This is a genomic window from Ideonella alba, from assembly GCF_018069875.1.
Taxonomy (GTDB): Bacteria; Pseudomonadota; Gammaproteobacteria; order Burkholderiales; family Burkholderiaceae_C; genus Ideonella; species Ideonella alba.
In genome coordinates this window covers 158,023-183,197 of the sequence record NZ_JAGQDF010000002.1, presented here as the reverse complement: position 1 = coordinate 183,197, position 25,175 = coordinate 158,023, and the positions used below count along the sequence as shown (strand labels likewise).

The 25,175-nt window shown below is 69.2% G+C and carries 26 protein-coding genes; 23 read left to right on the top strand and 3 right to left on the bottom strand.

Annotated features, from left to right (window positions below; translation table 11 throughout):
* Positions 1-1,419, bottom strand: a complete 1,419-nt coding sequence (locus tag KAK07_RS03805) for an amidase (protein ID WP_210859152.1) — start codon at positions 1,417-1,419, stop codon at positions 1-3.
* Between the two features lie 209 nt (positions 1,420-1,628).
* Between KAK07_RS03805 and rpsB the strand changes: the two genes are divergently transcribed.
* From rpsB to KAK07_RS03725, 16 genes are all read left to right on the top strand, one after another.
* Complete coding sequence (rpsB, locus tag KAK07_RS03800; RefSeq protein WP_210853877.1) at positions 1,629-2,375, top strand: 30S ribosomal protein S2; 747 nt, start codon at positions 1,629-1,631, stop codon at positions 2,373-2,375.
* A 132-nt stretch (positions 2,376-2,507) separates the two neighbouring features.
* Entirely contained in the window at positions 2,508-3,401 is an 894-nt protein-coding gene (tsf, locus tag KAK07_RS03795) for a translation elongation factor Ts (RefSeq protein WP_210853878.1), read from the top strand.
* An 85-nt stretch (positions 3,402-3,486) separates the two neighbouring features.
* Positions 3,487-4,197, top strand: coding sequence for a UMP kinase (gene pyrH / locus KAK07_RS03790; RefSeq protein ID WP_210853879.1), 711 nt, complete (start codon positions 3,487-3,489; stop codon positions 4,195-4,197).
* Positions 4,198-4,208: 11 nt separating this feature from the next.
* The gene (frr, locus tag KAK07_RS03785; RefSeq protein WP_210853880.1) at positions 4,209-4,769 is read left to right on the top strand and encodes a ribosome recycling factor; all 561 of its coding nucleotides are present in this window, start codon (positions 4,209-4,211) and stop codon (positions 4,767-4,769) included.
* A 34-nt stretch (positions 4,770-4,803) separates the two neighbouring features.
* A complete protein-coding gene (uppS, locus tag KAK07_RS03780) occupies positions 4,804-5,502 on the top strand; it encodes a polyprenyl diphosphate synthase (protein ID WP_310738552.1) in 699 nt (232 codons plus the stop codon).
* A 22-nt stretch (positions 5,503-5,524) separates the two neighbouring features.
* Positions 5,525-6,367, top strand: a complete 843-nt coding sequence (locus tag KAK07_RS03775; RefSeq protein WP_210859150.1) for a phosphatidate cytidylyltransferase — start codon at positions 5,525-5,527, stop codon at positions 6,365-6,367.
* Between the two features lie 14 nt (positions 6,368-6,381).
* Positions 6,382-7,569 (top strand): 1-deoxy-D-xylulose-5-phosphate reductoisomerase, encoded by a 1,188-nt coding sequence (locus KAK07_RS03770; RefSeq protein ID WP_210853882.1) that lies wholly within the window; start codon positions 6,382-6,384, stop codon positions 7,567-7,569.
* 7 nt (positions 7,570-7,576) lie between these two features.
* Positions 7,577-8,929: an RIP metalloprotease RseP gene (gene rseP / locus KAK07_RS03765; protein WP_210853883.1), complete on the top strand. Its 1,353-nt coding sequence runs from the start codon at positions 7,577-7,579 to the stop codon at positions 8,927-8,929.
* 8 nt (positions 8,930-8,937) lie between these two features.
* Positions 8,938-11,241, top strand: coding sequence for an outer membrane protein assembly factor BamA (gene bamA, locus KAK07_RS03760; RefSeq protein WP_510602682.1), 2,304 nt, complete (start codon positions 8,938-8,940; stop codon positions 11,239-11,241).
* Between the two features lie 14 nt (positions 11,242-11,255).
* A complete protein-coding gene (locus KAK07_RS03755; RefSeq protein WP_310738553.1) occupies positions 11,256-11,750 on the top strand; it encodes an OmpH/Skp family outer membrane protein in 495 nt (164 codons plus the stop codon).
* A gap of 14 nt (positions 11,751-11,764) precedes the next feature.
* Positions 11,765-12,820 (top strand): UDP-3-O-(3-hydroxymyristoyl)glucosamine N-acyltransferase, encoded by a 1,056-nt coding sequence (gene lpxD / locus KAK07_RS03750; RefSeq protein ID WP_210859145.1) that lies wholly within the window; start codon positions 11,765-11,767, stop codon positions 12,818-12,820.
* Positions 12,817-13,269: a 3-hydroxyacyl-ACP dehydratase FabZ gene (gene fabZ / locus KAK07_RS03745; protein ID WP_210859138.1), complete on the top strand. Its 453-nt coding sequence runs from the start codon at positions 12,817-12,819 to the stop codon at positions 13,267-13,269. Before lpxD ends, fabZ begins: the two co-directional genes overlap by 4 nt.
* A 4-nt stretch (positions 13,270-13,273) precedes the next feature.
* On the top strand, positions 13,274-14,050 hold the full coding sequence (gene lpxA / locus KAK07_RS03740; RefSeq protein WP_210859137.1) for an acyl-ACP--UDP-N-acetylglucosamine O-acyltransferase: 777 nt from the start codon (positions 13,274-13,276) through the stop codon (positions 14,048-14,050).
* A gap of 18 nt (positions 14,051-14,068) precedes the next feature.
* Positions 14,069-15,220 (top strand): lipid-A-disaccharide synthase, encoded by a 1,152-nt coding sequence (gene lpxB, locus KAK07_RS03735; RefSeq protein WP_210859136.1) that lies wholly within the window; start codon positions 14,069-14,071, stop codon positions 15,218-15,220.
* Complete coding sequence (rnhB, locus tag KAK07_RS03730; protein WP_210859135.1) at positions 15,189-15,824, top strand: ribonuclease HII; 636 nt, start codon at positions 15,189-15,191, stop codon at positions 15,822-15,824. The genes lpxB and rnhB overlap by 32 nt, the downstream gene beginning before the upstream one ends.
* Positions 15,821-16,594 carry a TrmH family RNA methyltransferase gene (locus KAK07_RS03725; protein ID WP_210859134.1) on the top strand — a complete coding sequence of 258 codons (774 nt, stop codon included), beginning with the start codon at positions 15,821-15,823 and terminating at the stop codon, positions 16,592-16,594. Before rnhB ends, KAK07_RS03725 begins: the two co-directional genes overlap by 4 nt.
* A 39-nt stretch (positions 16,595-16,633) precedes the next feature.
* On the opposite strand, the gene ppsR is transcribed toward KAK07_RS03725, so the two are convergent.
* Positions 16,634-17,458: a posphoenolpyruvate synthetase regulatory kinase/phosphorylase PpsR gene (gene ppsR, locus KAK07_RS03720; protein ID WP_210859133.1), complete on the bottom strand. Its 825-nt coding sequence runs from the start codon at positions 17,456-17,458 to the stop codon at positions 16,634-16,636.
* Positions 17,459-17,676: 218 nt separating this feature from the next.
* Here ppsR and ppsA point away from each other — a divergent pair, with 218 nt between their 5' ends.
* The 7 genes from ppsA to KAK07_RS03685 all read left to right on the top strand — a co-directional run bounded on the left by ppsA (position 17,677) and on the right by KAK07_RS03685 (position 24,525).
* On the top strand, positions 17,677-20,076 hold the full coding sequence (gene ppsA, locus KAK07_RS03715; protein WP_210859131.1) for a phosphoenolpyruvate synthase: 2,400 nt from the start codon (positions 17,677-17,679) through the stop codon (positions 20,074-20,076).
* Between the two features lie 145 nt (positions 20,077-20,221).
* The gene (rpsF, locus tag KAK07_RS03710; RefSeq protein WP_210853891.1) at positions 20,222-20,584 is read left to right on the top strand and encodes a 30S ribosomal protein S6; all 363 of its coding nucleotides are present in this window, start codon (positions 20,222-20,224) and stop codon (positions 20,582-20,584) included.
* A gap of 34 nt (positions 20,585-20,618) precedes the next feature.
* On the top strand, positions 20,619-20,909 hold the full coding sequence (priB, locus tag KAK07_RS03705; protein WP_210859129.1) for a primosomal replication protein N: 291 nt from the start codon (positions 20,619-20,621) through the stop codon (positions 20,907-20,909).
* A 39-nt stretch (positions 20,910-20,948) separates the two neighbouring features.
* Positions 20,949-21,233, top strand: a complete 285-nt coding sequence (gene rpsR / locus KAK07_RS03700; protein WP_210802163.1) for a 30S ribosomal protein S18 — start codon at positions 20,949-20,951, stop codon at positions 21,231-21,233.
* Positions 21,234-21,245: 12 nt separating this feature from the next.
* Complete coding sequence (rplI, locus tag KAK07_RS03695; protein WP_210853893.1) at positions 21,246-21,698, top strand: 50S ribosomal protein L9; 453 nt, start codon at positions 21,246-21,248, stop codon at positions 21,696-21,698.
* A gap of 185 nt (positions 21,699-21,883) precedes the next feature.
* Positions 21,884-23,302 (top strand): replicative DNA helicase, encoded by a 1,419-nt coding sequence (gene dnaB, locus KAK07_RS03690; RefSeq protein WP_210859127.1) that lies wholly within the window; start codon positions 21,884-21,886, stop codon positions 23,300-23,302.
* Positions 23,303-23,361: 59 nt separating this feature from the next.
* Positions 23,362-24,525, top strand: a complete 1,164-nt coding sequence (locus tag KAK07_RS03685; RefSeq protein WP_210859120.1) for a PA0069 family radical SAM protein — start codon at positions 23,362-23,364, stop codon at positions 24,523-24,525.
* 15 nt (positions 24,526-24,540) lie between these two features.
* On the opposite strand, the gene KAK07_RS03680 is transcribed toward KAK07_RS03685, so the two are convergent.
* On the bottom strand, positions 24,541-25,173 hold the full coding sequence (locus tag KAK07_RS03680; protein ID WP_210859118.1) for a sensor histidine kinase: 633 nt from the start codon (positions 25,171-25,173) through the stop codon (positions 24,541-24,543).
* Positions 25,174-25,175: the final 2 nt, after the last annotated feature.

Sequence of the window (25,175 nt, the reverse complement as noted above, 5' to 3'; positions counted from 1 at the left end):
TCAGCCTCCGTGCCCGGCCAACGCGGCCTCGGCGTCCAGCGCCAGGCACAGCAGAGCGTCATCGCGGCCGGCGCCGGCCCACAGCATCAGACCCACCGGCATCTCGCCGGGCGCCTGGCAGGGCAGGCTGATCGCACAGCCATCGAAGAGATTGACCAGCGAGGGATTGCGCAGCAGCGCAGCATTGGTGCGGTGGAACACGTCGTCGTCAGACAGCAAGGGCGCGCTCGGCGGCGCGAGCAGCGGGACGGTGGGGCTCAGCGCGGCGTCGAAGCCGTTCAGCGCCGATTGCAGCGCGTCGATCCAGGCCCGGCGGGCGCGGCACAGGTCGAGGTAGTCGTCGGCCGACACGCCAGCACCGCGCAGCAGCCGGGTCAGCACCCGCGGGTCGTAGCGCGCAGCGTCATGGGCCAGGCGGTGGCGGTGCCAGGCGTGGGCCTCGACCGCCGCCAGGCTGAAGGCGCCTTGCAGGGCCGCGCCGTCGGGCAGCAGGGGGCAGCGCAGGGATTCGATCCGCGCGCCGGCGGCTGAGAGCCGCGTCAGCGCGGACTCCAGCGCACGGGCCACGGGCGCTTCCAGGCCGTCAAGCATCAGGTCCTGGGGCAGGGCCAGCCGGCTGCCGGCCAGGCGTGCCGCCGTGCGGTCGACGCGGCGCGCGGCCAGCACCTCGTGCACACGGACCGCCCCGTCGACATCGGGCGTCATCGCACAGGCCGTGTCCAGGGTGTCGGACAGCGGGATGCAGCCGTCGCGTGGCACCAGGGACTGGGTGGACTTGTAGCCCACCAGGCCGCACAAGGCCGCAGGAATGCGGATCGAGCCGCCGGTGTCGCTGCCCAGCGCGGTCATGCAGGCGCCCAGCGCCAGCGCCTGGGCGCCCCCACTGGTCGAGCCGCCAGCGATGCGCGGCGTGGCGTCCAGCAGCGCGGTCACCGGGTTCGTCGGCGTGCCGTGGTGCGGGTTCTGGCCGACACCGGAGAAGGCGAACTCGGTGCAGTTGTGGTGGCCGATCAGCACGGCGCCGGCCGCGCGCAGCCGGGCCACGGCGCCCGCATCGGCGGTCCGGGCGGCGGGCCAGCCGCTCAGCGCCGAGCTGCTGCCATCCAGCACCACCGAGCCGCCGGTGGCGGGCTGACCGGCGACGTCGAACAGGTCCTTGACGCCCAGCACCAGTCCGGCCAGCGGCGGCAGCGCCTGGCCGCGGCCGCGCTGCGCGTCCAGCGCATCGGCCTGGGCGCGGGCCGGTGCCGTGAAGAGGCGCAGGTGGGCCTGCGCCGCGTCAGGGGAGGCTGCGCGCGCCAGGTGGTGTTCCAGCAGGTCGCGGCAGCTCAGGCGGCCCTGCGGGATCGGTTCGAGCATCCGGGCCAGGCCGGGGGCGCTGCGGGATGCTATACTCTGCGGGTTTATCTGGAGGACCATGGGGTGCGATGCATCGCGCGGCGTCCAGACAAGCCGGGCCGAGAGTCTCGTCGTGAGGTTGGTGAAAGGCGTTTGCCTTGCACCGCCGGACGGGGCGGCCCGATTCGCGAACCCGACCCATCCAGGTGTCGCTGCAAGCAGGTGTGACGAGGTGTCAACCCATGCAGCGATTCGTGTCGGGATTCTAGACCCAACCTTCGGAGTGACCTATGTCCGTGTCGATGCGTGAAATGCTGGAAGCCGGTGTCCACTTTGGCCACCAGACCCGCTTCTGGAACCCCAAGATGGCCCCGTTCATTTACGGCCATCGCAACAAGATCCACATCATCAACTTGGAGAAGACGCTTCCCAAGTTCGAAGAAGCCATGAAGTTCGTGCGCCAGCTGGCCTCCAAGCGCGGCACGATCCTGATCGTCGGCACCAAGCGCCAGGCGCGCGAAGTGGTGGCCGCCGAGGCGCAGCGCGCCGGCATGCCCTACGTTGACCAGCGCTGGCTGGGCGGCATGCTGACCAACTTCAAGACGGTCAAGGGCTCGCTGAAGAAGCTCAAGGACATGCAGGCCCAGAAGGACTCTGGCGCCGAGATGCGCATCAAGAAGGAAGCCCTGATGTTCGACCGCGAGCTGGCCAAGCTCGAGAAGGACATCGGCGGCATCCAGGACATGAACGCGCTGCCCGACGCCATCTTCGTGATCGACGTGGGCTTCCACAAGATCGCCGTGGCCGAAGCCCAGAAGCTGGGCATTCCGGTGATCGGCGTGGTCGACACCAACCACTCGCCCGATGGCGTGGACTACGTGATCCCCGGCAACGACGACTCGGCCAAGGCCGTGGCGCTGTACGCCAAGGCCGTGGCTGACGCCGTGCTGGAAGGCAAGGCCAACGCCACCACCGAGCTGACCCAGGCCGTGGCCGCCGACGGCGACGAGTTCGTCGAGGTCAACGAGCAGGCCTGATGCTCCCGGCGCCCTCGGGCGCCGTCGTGAAGCAGGGGCTGTCACAGCCCCTTTTTCACACCCCCCACCGAACACTGAAGCAAACCCGCGGCGGGCGCCCAAGGCACCGCCGCCAGCAACGGAGAACACACGATGGCTGCTATCACCGCCGGCATGGTTGCCGAACTGCGCGCCAAGACCGACGCCCCGATGATGGAATGCAAGAAGGCGCTGACCGAGGCCGAAGGCGACCTGGTCAAGGCCGAGGAAATCCTGCGCGTCAAGCTGGGCACCAAGGCCGGCAAGGCCGCGTCGCGCGTCACCGCCGAAGGCGTGGTCGCCTCGGCGATCGACGGTACCGTGGGCGCCATGATCGAGGTCAACTGCGAGACCGACTTCGTCACCAAGAACGACAGCTTCCTGGCCCTGGCCCAGGGCGCCGCCGCGCTGATCGCCAAGCACAACCCGGCCGACATCGCCGCCCTGGGCGCGCTGGCCTACGAGCAGGACGGCTTCGGCCCGACCCTGGAAGACGTGCGCAAGGGCCTGGTCGGCAAGATCGGCGAGAACATGTCTTTCCGCCGCTTCAAGCGCTTCGAGGGCAGCGCCCTGGCCGGCTACCTGCACGGCACCCGCATCGGCGTGGTGGTGGAGTTCGACGGTGACGCCGTCGCCGCCAAGGACGTCGCCATGCACGTGGCCGCGATGAAGCCGGTCGCGCTGACCTCGGCCGACGTGCCGGCCGAGCTGATCGAGCGCGAGCGCTCGGTGGCCGCCGCCAAGGCCGCCGAGTCCGGCAAGCCGGCCGAGATCGTCGCCAAGATGGTCGACGGTTCGGTGCAGAAGTACCTGAAGGAAGTCTCGCTGTTCGACCAGGTCTTCGTGAAGGCCGCCGACGGCAAGCAGACAGTGGGCGCCTACGTCAAGTCGGCCAACACCACCGTCAAGGGCTTCACCCTGTACGTGGTGGGTGAAGGCATCGAGAAGAAGGTCGACGACTTCGCGGCCGAGGTGGCTGCCCAGGTCGCCGCCGCCAAGGGCGCGTAAAGCGCCGCCGCCGGGCGCCGCTCACAAGGGGGTGCCCGGCTACACTGTTTTTCCTGCTGACCGACGCCTACAAGGACACCCCTGCATGCCCGCCTACAAGCGCATCCTGCTGAAACTCTCCGGCGAGGCCCTGATGGGCGATGACGCCTACGGCATCAACCGCGCCACCATCGTGCGCATGGTGCGCGAGGTGCAGGAGGTGACCCAGCTGGGCTGCGAGGTGGCGGTGGTGATCGGCGGCGGCAACATCTTCCGCGGCGTGGCCGGCGGCTCGGTGGGGATGGACCGCGCCACCGCCGACTACATGGGCATGCTGGCCACGGTGATGAACTCGCTGGCCCTGGCCGACACGATGCGCCTGGAGGGCATGACGGCCCGCGTGATGTCGGCCATCTCGATCGAGCAGGTGGTCGAGCCCTATGTCCGCCCGAAGGCGCTGCAGTACCTGGAAGAGGGCAAGGTGGTGATCTTCGCCGCCGGCACCGGCAACCCCTTCTTCACCACCGACACCGCCGCCGCGCTGCGCGGCGCCGAGATCGGTGCCCAGGTGGTGCTCAAGGCCACCAAGGTTGATGGCGTCTACACCGCCGACCCCAAGAAGGACCCCAGCGCCACGCGCTACACCAACATCAGCTTCGACGAGGCGATCGCGAAGAACCTGCAGGTGATGGACGCCACCGCGTTCGCCCTGTGCCGCGACCAGAAGCTGCCGATCAAGGTGTTCTCGATCTTCAAGCCCGGCGCGCTCAAGCGCGTGGTGCAGGGCGAGGACGAGGGCACGCTGGTTCACGTCTGAGGATCACGACCATGACGATTGCCGACATCAAGAAGAACGCCGAGTCCAAGATGGCCAAGTCCGTCGAGGCGCTCAAGAGCGACCTGCAGAAGGTCCGCACCGGTCGCGCCCACCCGGGCATCCTGGACCAGGTCCATGTGGACTACTACGGCTCGATGGTGCCGATCAGCCAGGTCGCCAACGTCAGCCTGCTGGACGCCCGCACGATCAGCGTCACGCCCTGGGAAAAGGGCATGGGCGCGAAGATCGAGAAGGCCATCCGCGAGTCCGACCTGGGTCTGAACCCGTCGGCCCAGGGCGACCTGCTGCGCGTGCCGATGCCCGCGCTGACCGAGGAGCGCCGCAAGGAGCTGACCAAGGTCGTCCGCCACGAGGGCGAGAACGCCAAGGTCGCGGTGCGCAACCTGCGCCGCGATGCCAACGACCACCTGAAGAAGCTGCTCAAGGACAAGGAGATCTCCGAGGACGACGAGCGTCGCGCCCAGGACGATGTCCAGAAGCTGACCGACAAGGTGGTGGCCGAGATCGACAAGCTGGTCCACGCCAAGGAAGCCGACATCCTGGCCGTCTGACGTGGCCGCGCACGATCCCGCCGTCCCACGGCACGTGGCCATCGTCATGGATGGCAACGGCCGCTGGGCCAAGAAGCGCTTCATGCCGCGCGTCGTGGGCCACAAGGCCGGCATGGACGCGCTGATCCGGGTGGTCGACCACTGCCAGAAGCGCGGCGTCGAATACCTGACCGTCTACGCCTTTTCGTCCGAGAACTGGAAGCGCCCCGAGGACGAGGTCTCCGGCCTGATGAACCTGGTGCTGGTCGGCGTGGCCAAGTACCTGGGCAAGCTGGCCAGCCAGGGGGTGCGGGTGCGCATCGTCGGCGACCGCAGTGCGGTGTCCGAGAAGGTCCGAGCCGCCTGGAACCAGTCCGAAGCCGACACCGCGGCCAACACCGGCCTGGTGCTGACCGTCTGCTTCAACTACGGCGGCCGCTGGGACATCGTGCAGGCCGCGCGCCGGGCGATGGCCGAGGGCCTGGCACCGGAGCAACTCACCGAAGAGGCGCTTTCGGCCCGCATGTCGCTGGCCTACGCGCCCGATCCGGACCTGTTCATCCGCACCGGGGGCGAGCTGCGCGTCAGCAACTACCTGCTGTGGCAGATCGCTTACGCCGAGTTCCATTTCACCGACTGCCTGTGGCCCGATTTCGACGAGCACGAAGTCGATCGCGCCCTGGCCGCCTTCGCGGGCCGTGACCGCCGTTTCGGTGGGGTCAAGACCGCCGGTTCCACTCCCTCGATCGCCTGATCGACCACCGGGTCTGTTGTCCATGCTGCTGCAACGCGTGATCACCGCGCTGGTTCTGCTGGCGCTGCTGTTGCCGGCACTGCTGGCGCCGGTGGCCTGGCCCTTCGCCCTGCTGACCCTGGTGCTGATCGGCGCTGGCGGCTGGGAATGGGGTCGGCTCAACGGCCTGGCCTTCGCCCCGTCGCTGGGCCTGGGTGCGCTGGTGACTGCGCTGTGCGGCCTGGCCTGGTCGCAGGGGCTGGTGCAGCAGGTGCCCCCGGCCGTGTGGTGGCTGGCCACCGCCTGCTGGGTGCTGGGCGGCTCGCTGGCGCTGGCCAAGGGGCCCACGGCCTGGCCGCAGCTGTCGCAGGGGCTGCGCCTGGTGATCGGCGTGGTCGTGCTGTGTGCGGCCTGGCTGGCGCTCAGCGCTGGTCGGGCGCGCGGTCTGGAGTTCCTGCTGTCGGTCTTCTGCGTGGTCTGGATGGCCGACATCGCCGCCTACTTTGGGGGTCGCCGCTTCGGCCGGCGCAAGCTGGCGCCGGCGATCAGCCCGGGCAAGAGCTGGGAGGGTGTCTGGTCGGGCATGACCGGCGTGGCGCTGCTGGCCGTGCTGTGGCTGGCGCTGTCGCCCGCGCGGGCTGGCGTGGCACCCAGCATCTTCGAAACCATCCAGCAGCGCCTGGGTTGGCCCGGCCTGGTGCTGGGCATCGTCTTCCTGTGTGCGCTGAGCGTGATGGGCGACCTGATCGAGTCGCTGGCCAAGCGCGCCGTGGGGGCCAAGGACTCGAGCCGCCTGCTGCCGGGGCATGGGGGTGTGCTCGACCGGGTCGACGCGCTGCTGCCCACGCTGCCCGCCGCGATGGCCCTGGCCTCGCTGGCGCCCTGAACGAGGATCCACCGATGAAACGACTCCAGCTCTGCATCCTCGGCGCCACCGGCTCGATCGGCACCAACACGCTGGACGTGGTGGCGCGCCACCCCGACCGGTTCGAGGCCTTTGCGCTGACCGGCCATGCCCGCGTCGAGGAGCTGCTGGCCCAGTGCCTGCAAGTGGCGCCGCGCTTTGCCGCAATGTCGGACAGTGGCGCCGCGGCCGAGCTGCGCCGCCGCCTGCGCGAGGCCGGCAGCCGCACCGAAGTGCTCGATGGCCCACAGGCCCTGGTCGAGCTGGCCGCCCACCCCGAGGTGGATGCGGTGATGGCCGCCATCGTCGGCGCCGCCGGCCTGCCGCCCTGCATGGCGGCAGCGCGCGCCGGCAAGCGCCTGCTGCTGGCCAACAAGGAAGCCCTGGTCGTGGGCGGCGCAGCCTTCATGGCGGCGGTGGCCGAAGGCGGCGCCACCTTGCTGCCGATCGATTCCGAGCACTCGGCCATTTTTCAGTGCCTGCCCCAGGACCGCTCGGTCTGGAAGCAGCGCATCGACCACATCGTGCTGACCGCCTCGGGCGGCCCGTTCCGCCAGCGCGACCGCGCCAGCCTGGCCCAGGTCACGCCGGAAGAGGCCTGCGCGCACCCCAACTGGGTGATGGGTCGCAAGATCTCGGTCGATTCGGCGACGATGATGAACAAGGCCCTCGAGGTCATCGAGGCACGCTGGCTGTTCGACCTGACACCCGAGCAGATCCGGGTGGTGATCCACCCGCAAAGCATCATCCACTCGATGGTGGTGTGCCGCGACCAGTCGGTGCTGGCGCAACTGGGCACGCCGGACATGCGGGTGCCCATCGCCTTCGGCCTGTCCTTCCCGGAGCGCATTGAATCCGGCGCGTCGGCGCTGGACCTGCTGTCGCTGCGCGCACTGGAATTCGAGGCGCCCAGCCCCGAACGCTTCCCGGGCCTGTTCCTGGCCTGGGAGGCGCTGCGCGGCCCCGAGGGCAGCACCGCCGTGCTCAACGCCGCCAACGAGGAAGCCGTGGCGGCGTTCCTGGACCGGCGCCTGGCCTTCGACGGCATCCACCGCATCAACCAGGGCACGCTGGAGCGCGTGACCCCGGCGCTGCCGCCGCAGGCTGCGGTGGAAGAACTGCTGGCGCTGGACCAGCGCGCCCGCCTGGCGGCACGGGAACTGATCGCCCGCGCGGCGCTCTGACCTGTCGATGACCACGGTTCTGGCCTTTCTCGTCACGCTGGGCGTGCTGATCGCCGTCCATGAGTGGGGCCACTTCCAGGTGGCCCGCTGGTGCGGCGTGCGGGTGCTGCGCTTTTCGATCGGCTTCGGCCGCGTGATCTGGCGCCGCCAGCGCGACGCCTCGTCCACCGAATACACGCTGTCGCTGCTGCCCTTGGGCGGCTATGTGCGCATGCTCGATTCGCGCGAGGGCCCGGTCCCCGAGGCCTGGCGCGCCCAGGCCTTCGACCAGCAGCCGCTGCGCTCGCGCGTGGCCATCGTCGCCGCCGGGCCGCTGGCCAACCTGCTGCTGGCCGCGCTGCTGTTCACGGCCACGCACTGGATCGGCACCCGGGAGCCCGCGGCCTACCTGGCCACCCCGCCGGCGGCGGGCCTGGCGGCGCAGGCCGGGCTCCAGCCGGGCGACCGCGTGGACGCGGTCATCGACGACGACGAGCGGCTGGAGATCCGATCGCTCACCGATCTGCGCTGGCGCATCACCCAGGCCGCCGCCGAGCACCGCCCGCTGCAGCTGGAGGTGACCGATGAGCGCGGCAACCACCGCCGCGTGCTGACACTCGCGCTGGACCGGCTGCAGGGCCACGACCTGGACGCCGCCACCTGGCGCCAGATCGGCCTGCCGGGGCCCTGGACCGACCCGGTGATGGGCACGCTGGTGGCCGGCGGACCGGCCGAGCAGGCCGGTCTGCGCCAGGGCGACCGCGTGCTGCGGGTGGACGACGTGCCGGTGGCCGACGGCGCGGCGCTGCGCGAGCGCATCCGCCAGGGCGCCGGACAGCCGATGCGCTGGACGATCGACCGCAGCGGCGTGGTGATGCAACTCGAGGTGCAGCCACGGCGGGTGGAAGAGGGCGGCCAGGTCTTCGGCCGGATTGACGCCTACATCGGCGAGCCGCCGCAGATGCTGACCGTGCGCATGGGGCCGATCGAAGGCGCGCTGCGAGGTGTTCGCCAGGTGCTGGAAACCGCCCAGCTGAGCCTGAAGATGCTGGGGCGGATGCTGATCGGCGAGGCGTCGGTCAAGAACCTCAGCGGCCCGCTCACGATTGCCGACTACGCCGGCCAGACGGCGCGCGTCGGCCTGACCGAGTTCCTGGTCTTCCTGGCCAACGTCAGTGTGGGCCTGGGCGTGCTGAACCTGCTGCCGCTGCCGATCCTGGATGGCGGACACCTGATGTATTATCTTTTCGAGGGCCTGACCGGTCGTCCGGTCACGGATGTCTGGTTGCGCAGGCTGCAGCGAGGCGGCGCCGTGGTGCTCCTGCTGATGATGTCCATCGCCCTGTCCAACGACGTGGCCCGCTTGCTGGGCCTGCATTGACTCCTCCGATGCCACTTCCTTTCCTGACGAGCCGGCTGCGCCCGGTGCCGGCTGGTGTGACCATGGCGCTCGCCGCCATCGTGGCCCCCGCCTGGGCTGCCGAGCCCTTCCAGATCGAAGACATCCGCATCGAGGGTCTGCAGCGCGGCGACCCCGGCAGCGTGTTCAATGCGCTGCCCTTCCGGGTCGGTGACAGCTACAACGACGACAAGGGTTCCGCCGCGCTGCGGGCCCTGTTCGCCACCGGACTGTTCAAGGACGTGCGCCTGGACATCGACGGCAAGGTCGTGGTGGTGGTGGTCGACGAGCGCTCGCTGATCGCCACCGTCAGCTTCAGCGGTCTCAAGGAGTTCGACAAGGACACCCTGGCCAAGGCGCTGAAGGACAACGGCATCGGTGAAGGCCAGCCCTTCGACAAGGCGGTGATCGACCGCGCCGAGCAGGAGATCAAGCGCCAGTACCTGAGCCGCAGCTTCTACGGCGCCGAGGTCACGACCACCGTCACCCCGATCGAGCGCAACCGCGTCAACATCGCCTTCACCGTCAGCGAAGGCGACATCGCCAAGATCCGCGAGATCCGCATCCTGGGCACCCAGGCGGTGTCCGAGTCCACGCTGCTGGACCTGCTGGACCTGACCACCGGGGGCTGGCTCACCTGGTACACCAAGTCGGACCGCTACGCCCGCACCAAGCTCAACGCCGACCTCGAGAAGATCCGCTCCTACTACCTGAACCGCGGCTACCTGGAGTTCGACATCAAGTCGACCCAGGTCACGATCTCGCCGGACAAGCAGGACATCTCGATCACGGTCACCGTTGACGAAGGCCAGCCCTACGTGGTGACCGCGGTCAAGCTGGACGGCGAGTTCCTGGGCCGCGACGGCGATTTCCGCGACCAGATCCAGGTGCGCCCGGGCCAGAACTACCGCGGCGAAGAGGTCACGGCCACCGTCAAGGCCTTCAGCGAGATCTACGCCGCGTACGGCTATGCCTTTGCGCGCGTCGAGCCACGCACCGAGATCGACCGCAAGACCGGCCAGGTGGTGGTGGTCTTCCAGGGCCAGCCCGGCCAGCGCGTGTATGTGCGCCGCGTCAACGTGGCCGGCAACACCGTCACCCGCGACGAGGTCATCCGCCGCGAGTTCCGCCAGTTCGAGTCCGCCTGGTACGACGGCGCCAAGATCAAGCTCTCGCGCGACCGCGTCGAGCGCCTGGGCTTCTTCGAGGAAGTCACGATCGACACCAACGAGGTGCCCGGCGCCCCGGACCAGGTGGACCTGGTGATCAACGTCACCGAGAAGCAGACCGGCACGCTGCAGCTGGCCGCCGGCTTCTCGCAGTACGACAAGCTGTCGCTGTCGGCCTCGGTGCGCAAGGAGAACATCCTGGGCTCGGGCAACTACCTGGGCGTGGACGTCAACACCAGCAAGTCGCAGCGCAACCTGCTGATCAGCACCGTCGACCCGTACTTCACCGACGACGGCGTGTCGCGCGCGCTGGACCTGTACTACCGCACCTCCAAGCCGCTGAACAGCCTGGGCGACGCCTACCAGCTGGCCACGCCGGGCATGGCGGTGCGTTTCGGCGTGCCCTTCACCGAGTACGACACCGTCTTCTTCGGCCTGGGCGTCGAGCAGACCATCATCGGCACCTCCTCGGGCGTGCCCAACAGCTACTACACCTACCGCGAGACCTTCGGCGCCTACTCCACGTCGTTCCCGCTGACCATTGGCTGGGCCCGCGAGGAGCGCGACAACCCGATGGTGCCCACCAAGGGTCGCTACCAGCGCGTCAACGTCGACATCAGCCTGCTGGGCGACGTCACCTACGCGCGCCTGAATGGCCAGTACCAGCAGTACTTCGCGATCACCAACAAGCTGACGCTGGGCATCAACGGCGAGCTCGGCCTGGGCTACGGCCTGCGGGGCAAGCCCTACCCGCTGTTCAAGAACTTCTATGGCGGCGGTCTGGGCTCGGTGCGGGTCTTCGACCAGGGCTCCTTCGGCAGCGTCGACATCACCGGCGCCTATGACGGTGGTCCCAAGCGCCTGAACCTCAACAGCGAGCTCTACCTGCCGGTGCCCGGCAGCGGCAATGACAAGTCGCTGCGCGTCTTCGCCTTTGCCGACGCCGGCAACGTCTGGCGCCTGGGTCAGCCGCTGTCGCTGCGCGACCTGCGTGCCTCCGCCGGCATCGGCGTGAGCTGGGTGTCCCCGGTGGGCCCCTTCAAGCTCAGTTGGGGGACACCGATTCGCTCCTTCAGTGGCGATAAAATCCAACGCTTCCAGTTTCAGATCGGAACGGCTTTCTGATGATGACCTCTCCCGTGAAATCGCTGCTCGCCGCATCGGCGCTGGCGCTCTCGTTCGCCGCCGCCCAGGCCCAGGAGCTGAAGATCGGCTACGTGAACGGCGAACGCGTGCTGCGCGAGGCATCGCCCGCCAAGGCCGCCCAGGCCAAGCTCGAGGCCGAGTTCAAGAAGCGCGAAACCGAGCTGAACGACACCGGCAACAAGCTGCGCCAGGCTTTCGAGAAGCTCGAGAAGGATGGCCCCACGCTGTCCGAAGCCGAGCGCACCCGCCGCCAACGTGACCTGGCCGAGCAGCAGCGCGACTTCGAACGCAAGCGCCGCGAGCTGCTGGAAGACCTGAACCAGCGCAAGAACGAGGAACTGGCCGCGGTCAGCGAACGCGCCAGCAAGGTCATCAAGCAGATCTTCGAGACCGAGAAGTACGACCTGATCCTGCAGGACGTGGTCTTTGCCGGTCCGCGTGTCGACATCACCAAGAAGGTGATCGACGCGCTCAACGCCGGCAAGTGACACCGCGGCAGGGCATGACGGCGACGTCAGGCGCCCTGTCGACCATCCGCCTGGCCGAGATCATCGGCGACCTGGGCGGTGAGCTGCATGGCGATGCCGACCGCTGTGTCGCGCGCATCGCCTCCCTCGAGAACGCCGGTCCGGCGGATCTCAGCTTCGTCGCTCAGGCCCGGCTGCGGCCGCTGCTGGAGCGCAGCGCCGCCGGGGTGCTGGTGGTGCGCGAAGACCTGCGCGAGGCCGCACTGGCCCGCGGCGCCGCGGTCATCGTCACCCCCGATCCCTACCTCTACTACGCCCGCCTGACCCGCTGGTTCGCCGCGCGACGGCGTCCGGTGGTGGCGGCCGGTGTGCACCCGAGCGCCGTGATCGGCCGCGGCGTCGAGCTGCACCCCAGCGCGCACGTCGGCGCCCAGGCGGTGATCGAGGACGGCGCGCGGATCGCCGCCGGTGCCGTGATCGGCCCGCAGTGCCTGGTCGGTGCCGACGCGGTGCTGGGCGAAGGCACCCGGCTGATCGCCAGTGTGCGCTTCGGCGCGGGCTGCGTGATCGGCGCGCGCGGCACGCTGCAGCCCGGTGCGGTGATCGGCTCCGACGGCTTCGGTTTCGCACCGCACCAGGGCCGCTGGGAGAAGATCGAGCAGCTGGGCAGCGTGGTGATCGGCGACGACGTCGACATCGGCGCCAACACCTGCATCGACCGCGGTGCGCTGGACGACACCGTGCTGGCCGATGGTGTCAAGCTCGACAACCTGATCCAGATCGCTCACAACGTGCGCATCGGCGCCCATACCGCGATGGCCGGCTGCGTCGGCGTGGCCGGCAGTGCCCGCATCGGCGCGCACTGCACCTTTGGCGGCGCCGCCATGGTGCTGGGTCACCTGGAGATCGTCGACCACGTGCATGTCAGTGCCGGCAGCTTCGTGATGAGCTCGCTCACCAAACCGGGCCAGTACAGCGGCGTGTTCCCCATCGACGACAATGCGTCCTGGGAAAAGAACGCAGCCACGCTGCGCCAGTTGCACACCCTGCGAAGCCGCCTTCGCGCCCTTGAAAAGAAGATCGAACCATGAGCGCTCCCGTGATGGACATCCACCAGATCCTCAAGCGGCTTCCGCACCGCTATCCGTTCCTGCTGGTGGATCGCGTGACCGAGCTCGAGAAGAACAAGCGCGTCCTGGCCCTGAAGAACGTGACGATGAACGAGCCCTTCTTCATGGGCCACTTCCCGCACCGTCCGGTGATGCCGGGCGTGCTGATCCTGGAAGCCATGGCGCAGGCGGCGGCGCTGCTGTCCTTCGCCTCGATGGACACCGACCCGGGCGACGACACCGTGGTGTACTTCGCCGGCATCGACGGCGCGCGCTTCAAGCGCCCGGTCGAGCCCGGCGACCAGCTCTTCCTGGAAGCCACCATCCTGCGTGCCAAGGCCGGCATCTACAAGTACAGCGCGCGTGCCCTGGTGGGCGGCGAACTGGCCGCCGAGGCCGAGTTGATGTGCACGATGCGCAAGATCGCCTGAGGCCATGACCCGGATCCATCCGACCGCGCTGGTCGACCCGGCGGCCGAGCTGGACGACAGCGTCCAGGTGGGCGCCTACACGATCATCGGCCCGCAGGTGCGCATCGGTGCCGGCACCGTCATCGGGCCGCACTGCGTGATCGAGGGCCGCACCACCATCGGCCGCGACAACCGCTTCTACCAGTTCGGCTCGATCGGCGCGATGCCGCAGGACATGTCGCATGGCGGCGAGGTGACCGAGCTGGTGATCGGCGACCGCAACACGGTGCGCGAGTTCTGCACCTTCAACACCGGCACCTTCAAGGAGCAGGGTGTCACGCGGGTGGGCGACGACAACTGGATCATGGCCTATGTGCACCTGGCCCACGACGTGCGCCTGGGCAGCCACACGGTGCTGGCCAACAACGTCACGCTGGCTGGCCATGTGCACGTGGGTGACTGGGCGGTGATCGGTGGCCTGACCGGCGTGCACCAGTGGGTGCACGTGGGCGCGCACGCGATGATCGGCTTCCAGGGCCACGTGGCCCAGGACGTAGCGCCGTTCATGACCGTCGATGGCAACCCGCTGGCCGTGCGTGCGGTCAACCTGACCGGCCTGAAGCGCCGCGGCTTCAGCGATGATCGCCAGCGCCAGATCCGCCAGATGCACAAGCTGCTGTTCCGCGGCAGCCTGACGCTGGAGCAGGCCCGCAGCGAGATCGAGGCGCTGGGCACCGACGACCCCGACGTGCGCACCATGCTCGACTTCCTGGCCGCGTCCACGCGCGGTCTGGTGCGCTGACCACCCACCGACGCAAGCATGGACACATCGACGGCCCCTCGCCTGGCGATGGTGGCCGGCGAGGCCTCCGGCGACCTTCTGGCCAGCCTGCTGCTGCAAGGCCTGCGCTCGCGCTGGCCCGGGCTGTCGGCCGGTGGCATCGGCGGCCCGAAGATGCAGGCCCAGGGTTTCGACGCCTGGTGGCCCAGCCACAAGCTGTCGGTCTTCGGCTACGTGGACGCACTGCGCCATCTGCCTGAACTGCTGGCCATCCGCCGCGCGCTGCGCCAGCGCGTGCTGGCCGAGCGCCCGGCGGTCTTCGTCGGCATCGACGCACCCGACTTCAATTTCGCGCTGGAGCGCGCGCTGCGCGCGCAAGGCGTGAAGACGGTGCATTTCGTCTGCCCGTCGATCTGGGCCTGGCGTGGTGAGCGCGTGAAGACGCTGGCTGCCGCCGCCGACCATGTGCTGTGCCTGTTCCCTTTCGAGCCGGCGCTGCTGGCCGAACACGGCGTGCCGGCCAGCTTCGTCGGCCATCCGCTGGCCGACCTGATCCCGCTGCAGCCGCCCCGCGCTGCGGCCCGGGCGGCGCTGGGTCTGGACGACGAGGCCACGGTGGTGGCGCTGCTGCCCGGCAGCCGGCGCAGCGAGATCACCCACATCGCGCCGCCGCTGCTGCAGGCCGCCCAGAGCCTGCTGCGTGAGCGTCCCGGGCTGCGCCTGGTGCTGCCGGTGGCGCCGGGCCTGCGGCCGCTGATCGACGAGGCCATCGCCCGCCACGCGCCCGGTCTGCCGGTGCAGTTGCTGGACGGCCGCTCGCACGAGGCCCTGGCCGCCTGCGACCTGACCCTGATCGCCAGCGGCACCGCCACGCTGGAGGCGGCACTCTTCAAGCGGCCGATGGTGGTGGTCTACCGGCTCAACGCCTTCAACCACTGGCTGATGAAGGACAAGGCCTACCTGCCGTGGTTCAGCCTGCCCAACATCCTGCTGCGCGACTTCGCCGTGCCCGAGCTGATCCAGGACGCCGCCACGCCGCAGGCGATCGCCGACGCCGGCCGGGCCTGGCTGGACGACCCGGCCCGGCGCGACGCGCTGCACGCCCGCTTCACCGAACTCCACCTCTCGCTGCGCCAGGACACCGCGCAGTGCGCCAGTCATGCCATCGCGCAAGTTCTCGGCCAAGCCTGAGCAGATCACCCTGAGCTTCGACACACCGGGCCTGTTGGCCGGCGTCGACGAGGCCGGCCGCGGCCCACTGGCCGGGCCGGTGGTGGCGGCGGCCGTCATCCTGGACGACCTGCACCCGATCGAGGGCCTGGCCGACTCCAAGGTGCTGAGCGCCAAGCGCCGCGAGCGCCTGTTCGACGAGATCCGCGCCAAGGCCCTGTGCTTCAAGATCGCCGAAGCCAGCGTCGAGGAGATCGACAGCCTGAACATCCTGCACGCCACGATGCTGGCGATGAAGCGCGCGGTCGAGGGACTGCGCCTGCTGCCCCACCGCGTGCTGGTCGACGGCAACCGCCTGCCGGCGATCCGCGTGCCGGCCGAGGCCATCGTCAAGGGCGATGCCAAGGTCCCGGCGATCTCGGCCGCCTCGATCCTGGCCAAGGTGCACCGCGACCACCTCTGCGCCGAGATGCACCGCGCCTACCCCGCCTATGGCTTCGCCGGCCACAAGGGCTACCCCACGCCTGAACACCTGGCCGCGCTACGCGCCCACGGCGCCACGCCGCTGCACCGCCAGAGCTTCGGTCCGGTGCGCGAGGCCCTGGCCACCGGAGGCCATCTGTGACCGAACCGCTGATCCTCACCGCCCGCGACAACCCGCTGCTGCAGCGCATCCGCAAGCTGGGCCAGGACCCGGGCGCCTACCGCAAGCTGGGCCAGGTCTGGCTGGAGGGCGACCACCTGGTCGGGGCGGCGCTGCAGCGTGGCCGCCCGCTGGAAGAACTGGTGTTCACCGAATCCGCCTGGCATGAGCGCGCCGACTGGCGCGGCTGGGTGGACCGGGCGCGGCGCGTGGTGGTGGTGCCCGACGCGCTGATGAAGACGCTCAGCACGCTGGAGTCACCGCCGCGCATCGGCGCCTTGCTGGCCGTGCCGGCCGACACCGCGCTGGCGCCGCGGGCCTTCAGCGTGGTGCTCGACCGCCTGCAGGACGCGGGCAACGTGGGCAGCATCCTGCGCAGCGCAGCCGCCTTTGGCGTGCGCCAGGTGCTGGCGATCAAGGGCACGGCGGCGCTGTGGTCACCCAAGGTGCTGCGCGCCGGCATGGGGGCGCATTTCGCGCTGCAGCTGGTCGAAGGTCTGGCGCCAGAGGATCTGGCCGGTCTGGCCGTGCCGCTGCTGGCCACCAGCTCGCACGCCGGGCTGGTGCTGGGCCAGGCCGAGCTGCCGCACCCCTGCGCCTGGGTGCTGGGCCACGAGGGCCGGGGCGTGGACGAGGCCCTGATGGCGCGTTGCGCCCACACCGTCAGCATCCCGCAGCCGGGCGGCGAGGAATCGCTGAACGTGGCGGCGGCGGCGGCGATCTGCCTGTTCGCCAGTCGCCCGCCGGGCTGATGCAGGCTGGCGCCCCCTGCACGGGGTGCGCTGCGGGCGTCAGTAGATGAGCCGGTCCGGGCGGATGTCGCGCAGGATGGTGGTGGCGATCTCCTCGATCGACTTGTGGGTCGACGACAGCCAGGAGATGCCGGCGCGCTTCATCATCGTCTCGGCCTCGCGCACCTCGGCGCGGCAGTTCTCGATCGCGGCGTACTTGCTGCCGGGGCGGCGCTCGTTGCGGATCTGGCTCAGGCGGTCCGGGTCGATCGTCAGGCCGAAGCACTTGCGCTTGTGCGGGGCCAGCGAGGCGGGCAGGGCGCCGCGATCGAAATCTTCCGGAATGAGCGGGTAATTGGCGGCCTTGATGCCGTGCTGCATCGCCAGGTAGAGCGAGGTGGGTGTCTTGCCGCTGCGGCTCACGCCCACCAGGATCACATCGGCCGCTTCCAGGTTCTTGGCCGACTGGCCGTCGTCGTGGGCCAGCGAGAAGTTGATCGCCTCGATGCGGTCGTTGTATTCCTGGCTCTTGGCGGCGTCGGAGAAGCGGCCGATGCGGTGGTTGGACTTCAGTCCGAACTCGGCCTCCAGCGGTTCGACGAAGGCCTTGAACATGTCCATCACGAAGCCCTTGCAGCGCGGGCTGGTCAGCACCTGGTGGGCGTCGTCCAGGGCCAGGGTGATGAAGACAATGGGCCGCACGCCCTCGGCCTCGAAGGTGGCGTTGATCTCGGACACCACCTTCTCGGCCTTGTCGATCGAGTCGATGAAGGGCCGGCGGATGTGGCGCGGCTTGATCGCGAACTGGGCCAGGATCGAGTTGCCGAATGTTTCGGCGGTGATCCCGGTGCCATCCGAGACAAAGAACACGGATCGATTGGGCATGAAAAGTTCTCAAGCGCGGGGAAACACACCCCATGATAGGCAGTCCCTCCTTAGAATCCCAGCATTCGCGTCTGACGCCCGCCACGCCACCCCCGACTCCGCGCCCTGATGAGCCCCCGCAGCCTCCAACTCGAATCCCAACGCGCTGCGGCGTGGGCCCTGGTGCGCGCCGGCGCAGGGAAGACGCCCCCGGTTTTTCACCATCAAGGAGTTTTCCCATGTCTTCCACCGCACTGGCGACCGCCCTGGTTGTCCCGTTCGAACACCTGAGAATGACCGACGTCGAGGTGGTTGGCGGCAAGAACGCCAGCCTCGGCGAAATGATCAGCCAGCTCGCCGAGACTGGCGTACGGGTGCCGGGCGGCTTTGCCACCACGGCCCACGCCTTTCGCGAGTTCCTGGCCTTCGGCGGTCTGACCGAGAAGATCAACGCCCGCCTGGCGGCGCTGGACACCGACGACGTGCGTGCGCTGGCCGAGGCCGGCGCCGAGATCCGCGGCTGGGTGGAAAACGCCCCGTTCCCGCCCGACTTCGAGGCGGCGGTGCGCGCCGAGTACGCCCGCGTTGCTGGCGATTCTCCTGACGCCAGCTGGGCCGTGCGCTCCTCGGCCACCGCCGAAGACCTGCCCGACGCCTCGTTTGCCGGCCAGCAGGAGACCTTCCTGAACGTGCACGGCATCGACGAGGTGCTGCACAAGATGAAGGAGGTCTTCGCCTCCCTCTACAACGACCGGGCGATCAGCTACCGCGTCCACAAGGGCTTCAGCCACTCGGAAGTCGCCCTGTCGGCCGGCGTGCAGCGCATGGTGCGCTCGGATGTGGGCGCCGCCGGCGTGATGTTCACCATCGACACCGAGTCGGGCTTCAAGGACGTGGTCTTCATCACCTCCAGCTACGGTCTGGGCGAGACCGTGGTGCAGGGCGCGGTCAACCCCGACGAGTTCTACGTCCACAAGCCGGCGCTTCAGGCTGGCAAGTTCCCGGTGATCCGCCGCTCGCTGGGCTCCAAGCTGATCCGCATGGAGTTCGCCACGCCCGACGAGAAGAAGGCCAGCGGCAAGCTGGTCAAGACGGTGGACAACCCGCCCGAGCAGCGCAACCGCTACTCGCTGGCCGATGCCGATGTAGTCGAGCTGGCGAAGTACGCGCTGATCATCGAGAAGCACTACGGCCGCCCGATGGACATCGAGTGGGGCAAGGACGGTGTGGATGGCCGCATCTACATCCTGCAGGCCCGCCCCGAGACCGTGCGCAGCCAGGCCGAGGGCCAGGTCGAGCACCGCTACAAGCTCAAGGGCCACTCCACCGTGCTGGCCGAGGGCCGCGCGATCGGCCAGAAGATCGGCACCGGCCCGGTGCGCCTGGTCAGCAGCATTGCCGAGATGGAGCGCGTGCAGCCCGGCGACGTGCTGGTCACCGACATGACCGACCCGAACTGGGAGCCGGTGATGAAGCGCGCCAGCGCCATCGTCACCAACCGCGGCGGCCGCACCTGCCACGCGGCCATCATCGCCCGCGAACTGGGCATCCCGGCGGTGGTGGGTTGCGGCGACGCCACCGAGAAGCTGTCGGACGGCGCCCTGGTCACCGTGGTCTGCTCCGAGGGCGACACCGGCTACGTCTACGACGGCCTGCTCGAGACCGAGGTCTCCGAGGTGCAGCGCGGCGAACTGCCGTACTGCCCGGTGAAGATCATGATGAACGTCGGCAACCCGCAGCTGGCCTTCAACTTCGCCCAGATCCCCAACTCCGGTGTCGGCCTGGCGCGGCTGGAGTTCATCATCAACAACAACATCGGCGTCCATCCGAAGGCGATCATGGACTACCCGAACGTCGACCCCGACCTGAAGAAGGCGGTCGAGTCGGTGGCCCGGGGCCATGCCTCGCCGCGCGCCTTCTACGTCGACAAGCTGACCGAGGGCGTGGCCACGATCGCCGCCGCCTTCTGGCCCAAGCCGGTGATCGTGCGCCTGTCGGACTTCAAGTCCAACGAGTACAAGAAGCTGATCGGCGGCAGCCGCTACGAGCCCGACGAAGAGAACCCGATGCTGGGCTTCCGCGGCGCCTCGCGCTACATCAGCGAGGAGTTCGCCGACGCCTTCGGCATGGAGTGCGAGGCCCTGAAGCGGGTGCGCAACGACATGGGCCTGACCAACGTCGAGATCATGGTGCCCTTCGTGCGCACCGTGCGCCAGGCCGAGCGCGTGGTGGGCCTGCTGGCCGACCGCGGCCTCAAGCGCGGCGAGGGCGGGCTGCGCATCATCATGATGTGCGAGATCCCCTCCAACGCCATCCTGGCTGACCAGTTCCTGCAGCACTTCGACGGCATGTCGATCGGCTCCAACGACCTGACCCAGCTGACCCTGGGCCTGGACCGGGATTCCGGCCTGGAGCTGCTGGCCGCTGATTTCGACGAGCGCGACCCGGCGGTGCGCTCGCTGATTTCCCGCGCGATCAACGCCTGCCGCGCCACCGGCAAGTACATCGGCATCTGCGGCCAGGGCCCCAGCGACCACGCCGACTTTGCCCAGTGGCTGGCGGACGAGGGCATCGTGTCGATCTCGCTGAACCCCGACACCGTGGTCCAGACCTGGACCCAGCTGGCCCAGCGCCGCTGACGGCCCCGCGCCGCGAGGCGCCATCGCTGTCCCCAGCGCCCGCGATTCCTGCTAGAATCGCGGGCTTTCCCTTGCCGCACCTGCATTTGACGCGCAGGGCGGCTCTCCCGCCGGCCGGGCCGGTGGATATCCACAAGGAGTGTTCATGCGTCACTATGAGATCGTTCTGCTGATCCACCCGGATCAAAGCGAACAGGTTCCGGCCATGCTGGAGCGCTACAAGGGCCTGGTCACCGCGGGCGGTGGCAAGGTGCACCGTGTCGAGGACTGGGGTCGTCGCCAGCTGGCGTACATGATCCAGAAGCTCGCCAAGGCGCACTACCTGTGCCTGAACATCGAGTGCTCGAAGGACGTGCTGGCCGAGCTGGAAACGGGCTTCCGCTTCAACGACGCCGTGCTGCGTCACCTGACCGTCAAGCTGGAGAAGGCTGAGACGGCCGCTTCGGTGATGATGCGTTCGGTCGAGAAGGAAGAGGCCCGCAAGGCCGCCCAGGAGACCACCGCCTGAGAACCGCCGGTGTCGCCCGACCGGGCCTGAGCCGATGAACCGCCTGGTTCTGACTGCTCAACTGGTCGAACGCGGCGCGACGCGCTACACCCCCGCCGGACTCCCGGCCCTGGACCTGAAGCTTGCGCACCAGTCCACGGTCACGGAAGACGGCCAAGCCCGCCAGGTCTCGTTCGAGATGAAGGCGGTGGCGATCGGGGCGATCACGCGACGCATCGCGGCGCTGGGGCTGGGAGAGCCGGTGACTGTCGCCGGGTTCCTCACCGCCACGCGCCAAGGCAAGGGCCTGATCTTCCACATCACCGAAGTCGAGCCCGGCACCTGACAACGCTTTGATCCAGATTCAGTTTCGAAAGAGGTCATCATGCCCCCGCCCAAGAGCCGTTTTTCCAAGGACCGCCGTCCGAAGCGCAACCAGCAATCGCTGCTGTTCCGCCGCAAGAAGTTCTGCCGTTTCACCGTCGCCGGCGTCGAGTCGATCGACTACAAGGACGTCGACCTGCTGCGTGACTTCATCGGCGAGAACGGCAAGATCACGCCGGCCCGCCTGACCGGCACCCGCGCCTTCTTCCAGCGTCAGCTGACCACCGCCATCAAGCGCGCGCGCTTCCTGGCGATGCTGCCGTACAGCGACCAGCACCGCGTCTAAGGAGCCCACACCATGCAAATCATTCTGCTGGACAAGGTCGCCAACCTGGGCAACCTGGGCGACATCGTCAAGGTCAAGGACGGCTACGCCCGCAACTACCTGATCCCGACCAAGCGCGCCCGCCGCGCCACCGAGGCCGCGATCAAGGAATTCGAAGCCCGCCGCGCCGAACTCGAGAAGGTCGCCGCCGAGAAGCTGGCCGCCGCACAAGCCCTGGGCGAGAAGCTCGGCGGCCTGGTGGTCGCCATCACCCAGAAGGCCGGCGTTGACGGCCGCCTGTTCGGTTCGGTCACCAACCACGACATCGCCGAAGCCCTGGTCAAGCAAGGCTTCCAGGTCGCCAAGGCCCAGGTGCGCATGCCCAATGGCCCGCTGAAGGCCGTGGGCGAGTTCCCGGTGCAGGTGGCTCCGCACACCGACGTGGTGGTCGAGATCACCGTCAAGGTCGTCGGCGAGACCGACTGATCTTCGCGGCGGGCCCTGCGCCCGCCTGCAGCCAAAGGGCCGGACTTGTTCCGGCCCTTTTTCCTCTGGGTCGGACCTGTTCCGGCCCTTTTTAGTTTCCGCTCGGCACTGTCCACCGCGCACCCACGCGCTGTCCCCAGCCTTGTCCACAGGCGCCGGGGTCTGGCGCCCGTATGATCCCTGCGATGTCCACGATCTTCGACGCCCACGACCCCCGCACCCCGCCGCGCGACGAGGAGGTGGCCCGCCTGCGGGTGCCGCCGCACTCGATCGAGGCCGAGCAGAGCGTGCTGGGCGGCCTGCTGCTGGACAACGGCGCCTGGGACCGCGCCGGCGACGTGCTGCAGGACGACGACTTCTACCGCCACGAGCACAAGCTGATCTTCGGCGCCATTGGTGCGCTGATCAGCCAGTCCAAGCCGGCGGACGTGATCACCGTGTTCGAACAGCTGCAGAACCTGGGCAAGGCCGAGGACGTGGGCGGCCTGAAGTACCTGAACGCGCTGGCGCAGAGCGTGCCCAGCGCGGCCAACATGCGCCGCTACGCCGAGATCGTGCGCGAGCGCGCGATCCTGCGCAAGCTGATCGCCGCCAGCGACGAGATCGCCACCCAGGCCTTCAACCCGCAGGGGCGGCAGGTCTCGCAGATCCTGGACGAGGCCGAGGGCAAGATCTTCAAGATCGGCGAGGAGGGCCAGCGCAGCAAGGCCGGCTTCCAGAGCATGGACCAGCTGGTGATGCAGCTGATCGACCGCGTCACCGAGCTGGCCGAGAACGGCGCCGAGGATGTCACCGGCGTGCGCACCGGCTTCTACGAGCTCGACAAGATGACTGCCGGCCTGCAGGGCGGCGACCTGATCATCCTGGCCGCACGGCCGTCGATGGGCAAGACGGCGTTCGCGCTGAACATCGCCGAGAACGTGGCGGTGCAGGAAGGCCTGCCGGTGGTGGTCTTCTCGATGGAAATGGGCGCCTCGCAGCTGGCGCTGCGGATGGTGGGCTCGCTGGGCCGCATCGACCAGTCGGGCCTGCGCACCGGCCGGCTGCGCGACGACGACTGGGGCCGCCTGACCGAGGCGGTCGACAAGCTGGCCAAGGCCTCGATCTTCATCGACGAGACCCCGGGCCTGAACCCGGCCGAGCTGCGCGCCCGGGCGCGGCGCCAGGCGCGCCAGTGCGGCAAGCTGGGCCTGATCGTCATCGACTACCTGCAGCTGATGGTGGGCACCAATTCCAGCAGCGGCGAGAACCGCGCCACCGAGCTGTCCGAGATCTCGCGCAGCCTGAAGGCCCTGGCCAAGGAACTGCACTGCCCGGTGATCGCGCTGTCGCAGCTCAACCGCTCGGTCGAGACCCGCACCGACAAGCGGCCGATGATGTCCGACCTGCGTGAATCGGGCGCCATCGAGCAGGACGCGGACGTGATCATGTTCATCTACCGCGACGACTACTACACCAAGGAAGAGTCCAAGGTGCCGGGCACGGCCGAGATCATCATCGGCAAGCAGCGTAACGGCCCGGTGGGCTCGCTGCACCTGGCCTTCCTGAAGCCGCTGACCAAGTTCGACAACCTGGCACCGGGCACCGAGTTCGGCGAGTACTGACGTCCAGTACTGAACACCCCGGGCTTGCGCCCGTCGACAATACTGTATAGATTTACAGTATGTCGTCCGCCGTACCTGCCTGCGCCCCCACCGCGCACCTCGCCGCCCAGCCCATCCAGTGGCTGCGCTCGCCCCGCCAAGCACCCATCAAGGGGCGCGGCACCGAGTGGGCGCTGCCGCACCGCTTCAGCAGCGAGCAGCGCGAGCTCGTCGACGACGGCTGGGGCACGCTGGACGATCTGGCACAGGCGCCGCCCGCCGCGGTCACCCAGGTCACGCTGCAGACGGTGCGCTCCATCCTCACCGGCAACAACTCGCCCGACATCGGCTTTGACGTCTCGATCAACCCCTACCGCGGCTGCGAGCACGGCTGCATCTACTGCTACGCCCGGCCCACCCACAGCTACCTGAACCTGTCGCCGGGGCTGGACTTTGAAACCCGCATCATCGCCAAGAGCAACGCTGCCGAACGCCTGCGCGACACCCTGGCCAGCCGCAGCTACACGCCGCTGGACCTGTGCATCGGCGCCGCCACCGACGCCTACCAGCCCGCCGAGCGTGAGCTGCGCATCACCCGCTCGGTGATCGAGGTCCTCTCGGACTGCCACCACCCGTTCGCGCTGATCACCAAGTCCGCCGGCGTGCTGCGTGACCTGGACCTGATCGGGCCGATGGGCCGCCAGGGCCTGGCGGCGGTCTATGTGTCGGTGACCAGCCTGGACCCGGCGCTCTCACGCGTGATGGAGCCGCGTGCCGCCTCGCCCCAACGTCGCCTGCAGGTGATCCGGCAGCTGGCCGAGGCCGGTGTGCCGGTGGGCGTCAGCGTGTCGCCGGTGATCCCTTTCCTCAACGAGCCCGAACTGGAATCCATCCTGGCGGCCGCGGCCGAGGCCGGCGCCACGCGGGCCTTCTCCATCCCGCTGCGCCTGCCCTGGGAGGTGTCGCCCCTGTTCCAGCACTGGCTGCAGCAGCATTTTCCCGAGCGCGCGGCGCGCGTCATGGCCCGGGTGCGCGATCAGCGAGGCGGCAAGGACAACGACGCCCGCTTCGGCACTCGCATGCAGGGCGAAGGCCTGTGGGCCGAGTTGCGTCGCCAGCGCTTCCACAAGGCCTGCGCCCGCCTGGGCCTGAACCGCGAACGGGTCGCGCTGGACCGCAGCCAGTTCCGCCGCCCGGTGCCCCCGGCGCGGCCCGGCGAGATGGTGCAGTCCTCGCTGTTCTGACCGGCGGCCAGGCGCTCAGGCCGGCAGGCAGAGCTCGAAGCGCGCACCGCCGCCCGGCCGGGGCGCCAGGCTGACCTGCGCGCCCGGGCCGCCATGGGCGCGGGCCACGGCCTCGCACAGCGCGGTGCCCAGGCCGGTGGCGTGGGCGGCGCCCGGGTCGGGGGCGCCCGGGCCGGGGCCATCGTCTTCGATCCGGAACACCAGGGTCGCGCCGCGCCGGAACGCCTGCAGGCCGATCCAGCCCCGGGCAAAGCGCACCGCGTTGTGCAGCGCGGCCTCCAGCGCCAGACGCACCAGCCGCACGTCGTAGAACGCAAAGGGTGGGGCGGCGTGGGGCAGAAGCACCTCGGTCTGCAGGCCCGGGTGCCGGCGGGCGGTGGAACGCGCCAGATGATCCAGCAGCTCGGCCGGGTCCTCGTCGCTGGGGTGGGCCCGCAGTCCCTGGTCGTGGCCATAGACCAGCAGGTACTGCACGAAGCGCTCGCGCAGCGCGCGGCAGTCGTCGCGGGCCTGGGCAGCGCCAGGGTCGTCCAGGCGCTCGGCCAGGGCTTGCAGGCGAGCCTCGAGCGCGCCCAGTTCGTTCTTCAGGTCGTGCACCACCAGCGCCGCCAGGCGCGCGGGGGGGGCGGGCGCGGTCTGCGCGCTCATCA

Coding starts and splice junctions, on each gene's coding strand:
- KAK07_RS03775 (WP_210859150.1), top strand. CDS start 5,525: ATGCTGCTGCAACGCGTGATCACCGCGCTGGTTCTGCTGGCGCTGCTG.
- lpxA (WP_210859137.1), top strand. CDS start 13,274: ATGACCCGGATCCATCCGACCGCGCTGGTCGACCCGGCGGCCGAGCTG.
- KAK07_RS03680 (WP_210859118.1), bottom strand. CDS start 25,173: ATGAGCGCGCAGACCGCGCCCGCCCCCCCCGCGCGCCTGGCGGCGCTG.
- fabZ (WP_210859138.1), top strand. CDS start 12,817: ATGAGCGCTCCCGTGATGGACATCCACCAGATCCTCAAGCGGCTTCCG.
- rpsR (WP_210802163.1), top strand. CDS start 20,949: ATGCCCCCGCCCAAGAGCCGTTTTTCCAAGGACCGCCGTCCGAAGCGC.
- KAK07_RS03805 (WP_210859152.1), bottom strand. CDS start 1,419: ATGGTCCTCCAGATAAACCCGCAGAGTATAGCATCCCGCAGCGCCCCC.
- rpsB (WP_210853877.1), top strand. CDS start 1,629: ATGTCCGTGTCGATGCGTGAAATGCTGGAAGCCGGTGTCCACTTTGGC.
- tsf (WP_210853878.1), top strand. CDS start 2,508: ATGGCTGCTATCACCGCCGGCATGGTTGCCGAACTGCGCGCCAAGACC.
- rseP (WP_210853883.1), top strand. CDS start 7,577: ATGACCACGGTTCTGGCCTTTCTCGTCACGCTGGGCGTGCTGATCGCC.
- ppsR (WP_210859133.1), bottom strand. CDS start 17,458: ATGCCCAATCGATCCGTGTTCTTTGTCTCGGATGGCACCGGGATCACC.
- priB (WP_210859129.1), top strand. CDS start 20,619: ATGAACCGCCTGGTTCTGACTGCTCAACTGGTCGAACGCGGCGCGACG.
- pyrH (WP_210853879.1), top strand. CDS start 3,487: ATGCCCGCCTACAAGCGCATCCTGCTGAAACTCTCCGGCGAGGCCCTG.
- rnhB (WP_210859135.1), top strand. CDS start 15,189: ATGCCATCGCGCAAGTTCTCGGCCAAGCCTGAGCAGATCACCCTGAGC.
- KAK07_RS03770 (WP_210853882.1), top strand. CDS start 6,382: ATGAAACGACTCCAGCTCTGCATCCTCGGCGCCACCGGCTCGATCGGC.
- rplI (WP_210853893.1), top strand. CDS start 21,246: ATGCAAATCATTCTGCTGGACAAGGTCGCCAACCTGGGCAACCTGGGC.
- bamA (WP_510602682.1), top strand. CDS start 8,938: ATGCCACTTCCTTTCCTGACGAGCCGGCTGCGCCCGGTGCCGGCTGGT.
- KAK07_RS03685 (WP_210859120.1), top strand. CDS start 23,362: ATGTCGTCCGCCGTACCTGCCTGCGCCCCCACCGCGCACCTCGCCGCC.
- rpsF (WP_210853891.1), top strand. CDS start 20,222: ATGCGTCACTATGAGATCGTTCTGCTGATCCACCCGGATCAAAGCGAA.
- ppsA (WP_210859131.1), top strand. CDS start 17,677: ATGTCTTCCACCGCACTGGCGACCGCCCTGGTTGTCCCGTTCGAACAC.
- frr (WP_210853880.1), top strand. CDS start 4,209: ATGACGATTGCCGACATCAAGAAGAACGCCGAGTCCAAGATGGCCAAG.
- dnaB (WP_210859127.1), top strand. CDS start 21,884: ATGTCCACGATCTTCGACGCCCACGACCCCCGCACCCCGCCGCGCGAC.
- lpxB (WP_210859136.1), top strand. CDS start 14,069: ATGGACACATCGACGGCCCCTCGCCTGGCGATGGTGGCCGGCGAGGCC.
- lpxD (WP_210859145.1), top strand. CDS start 11,765: ATGACGGCGACGTCAGGCGCCCTGTCGACCATCCGCCTGGCCGAGATC.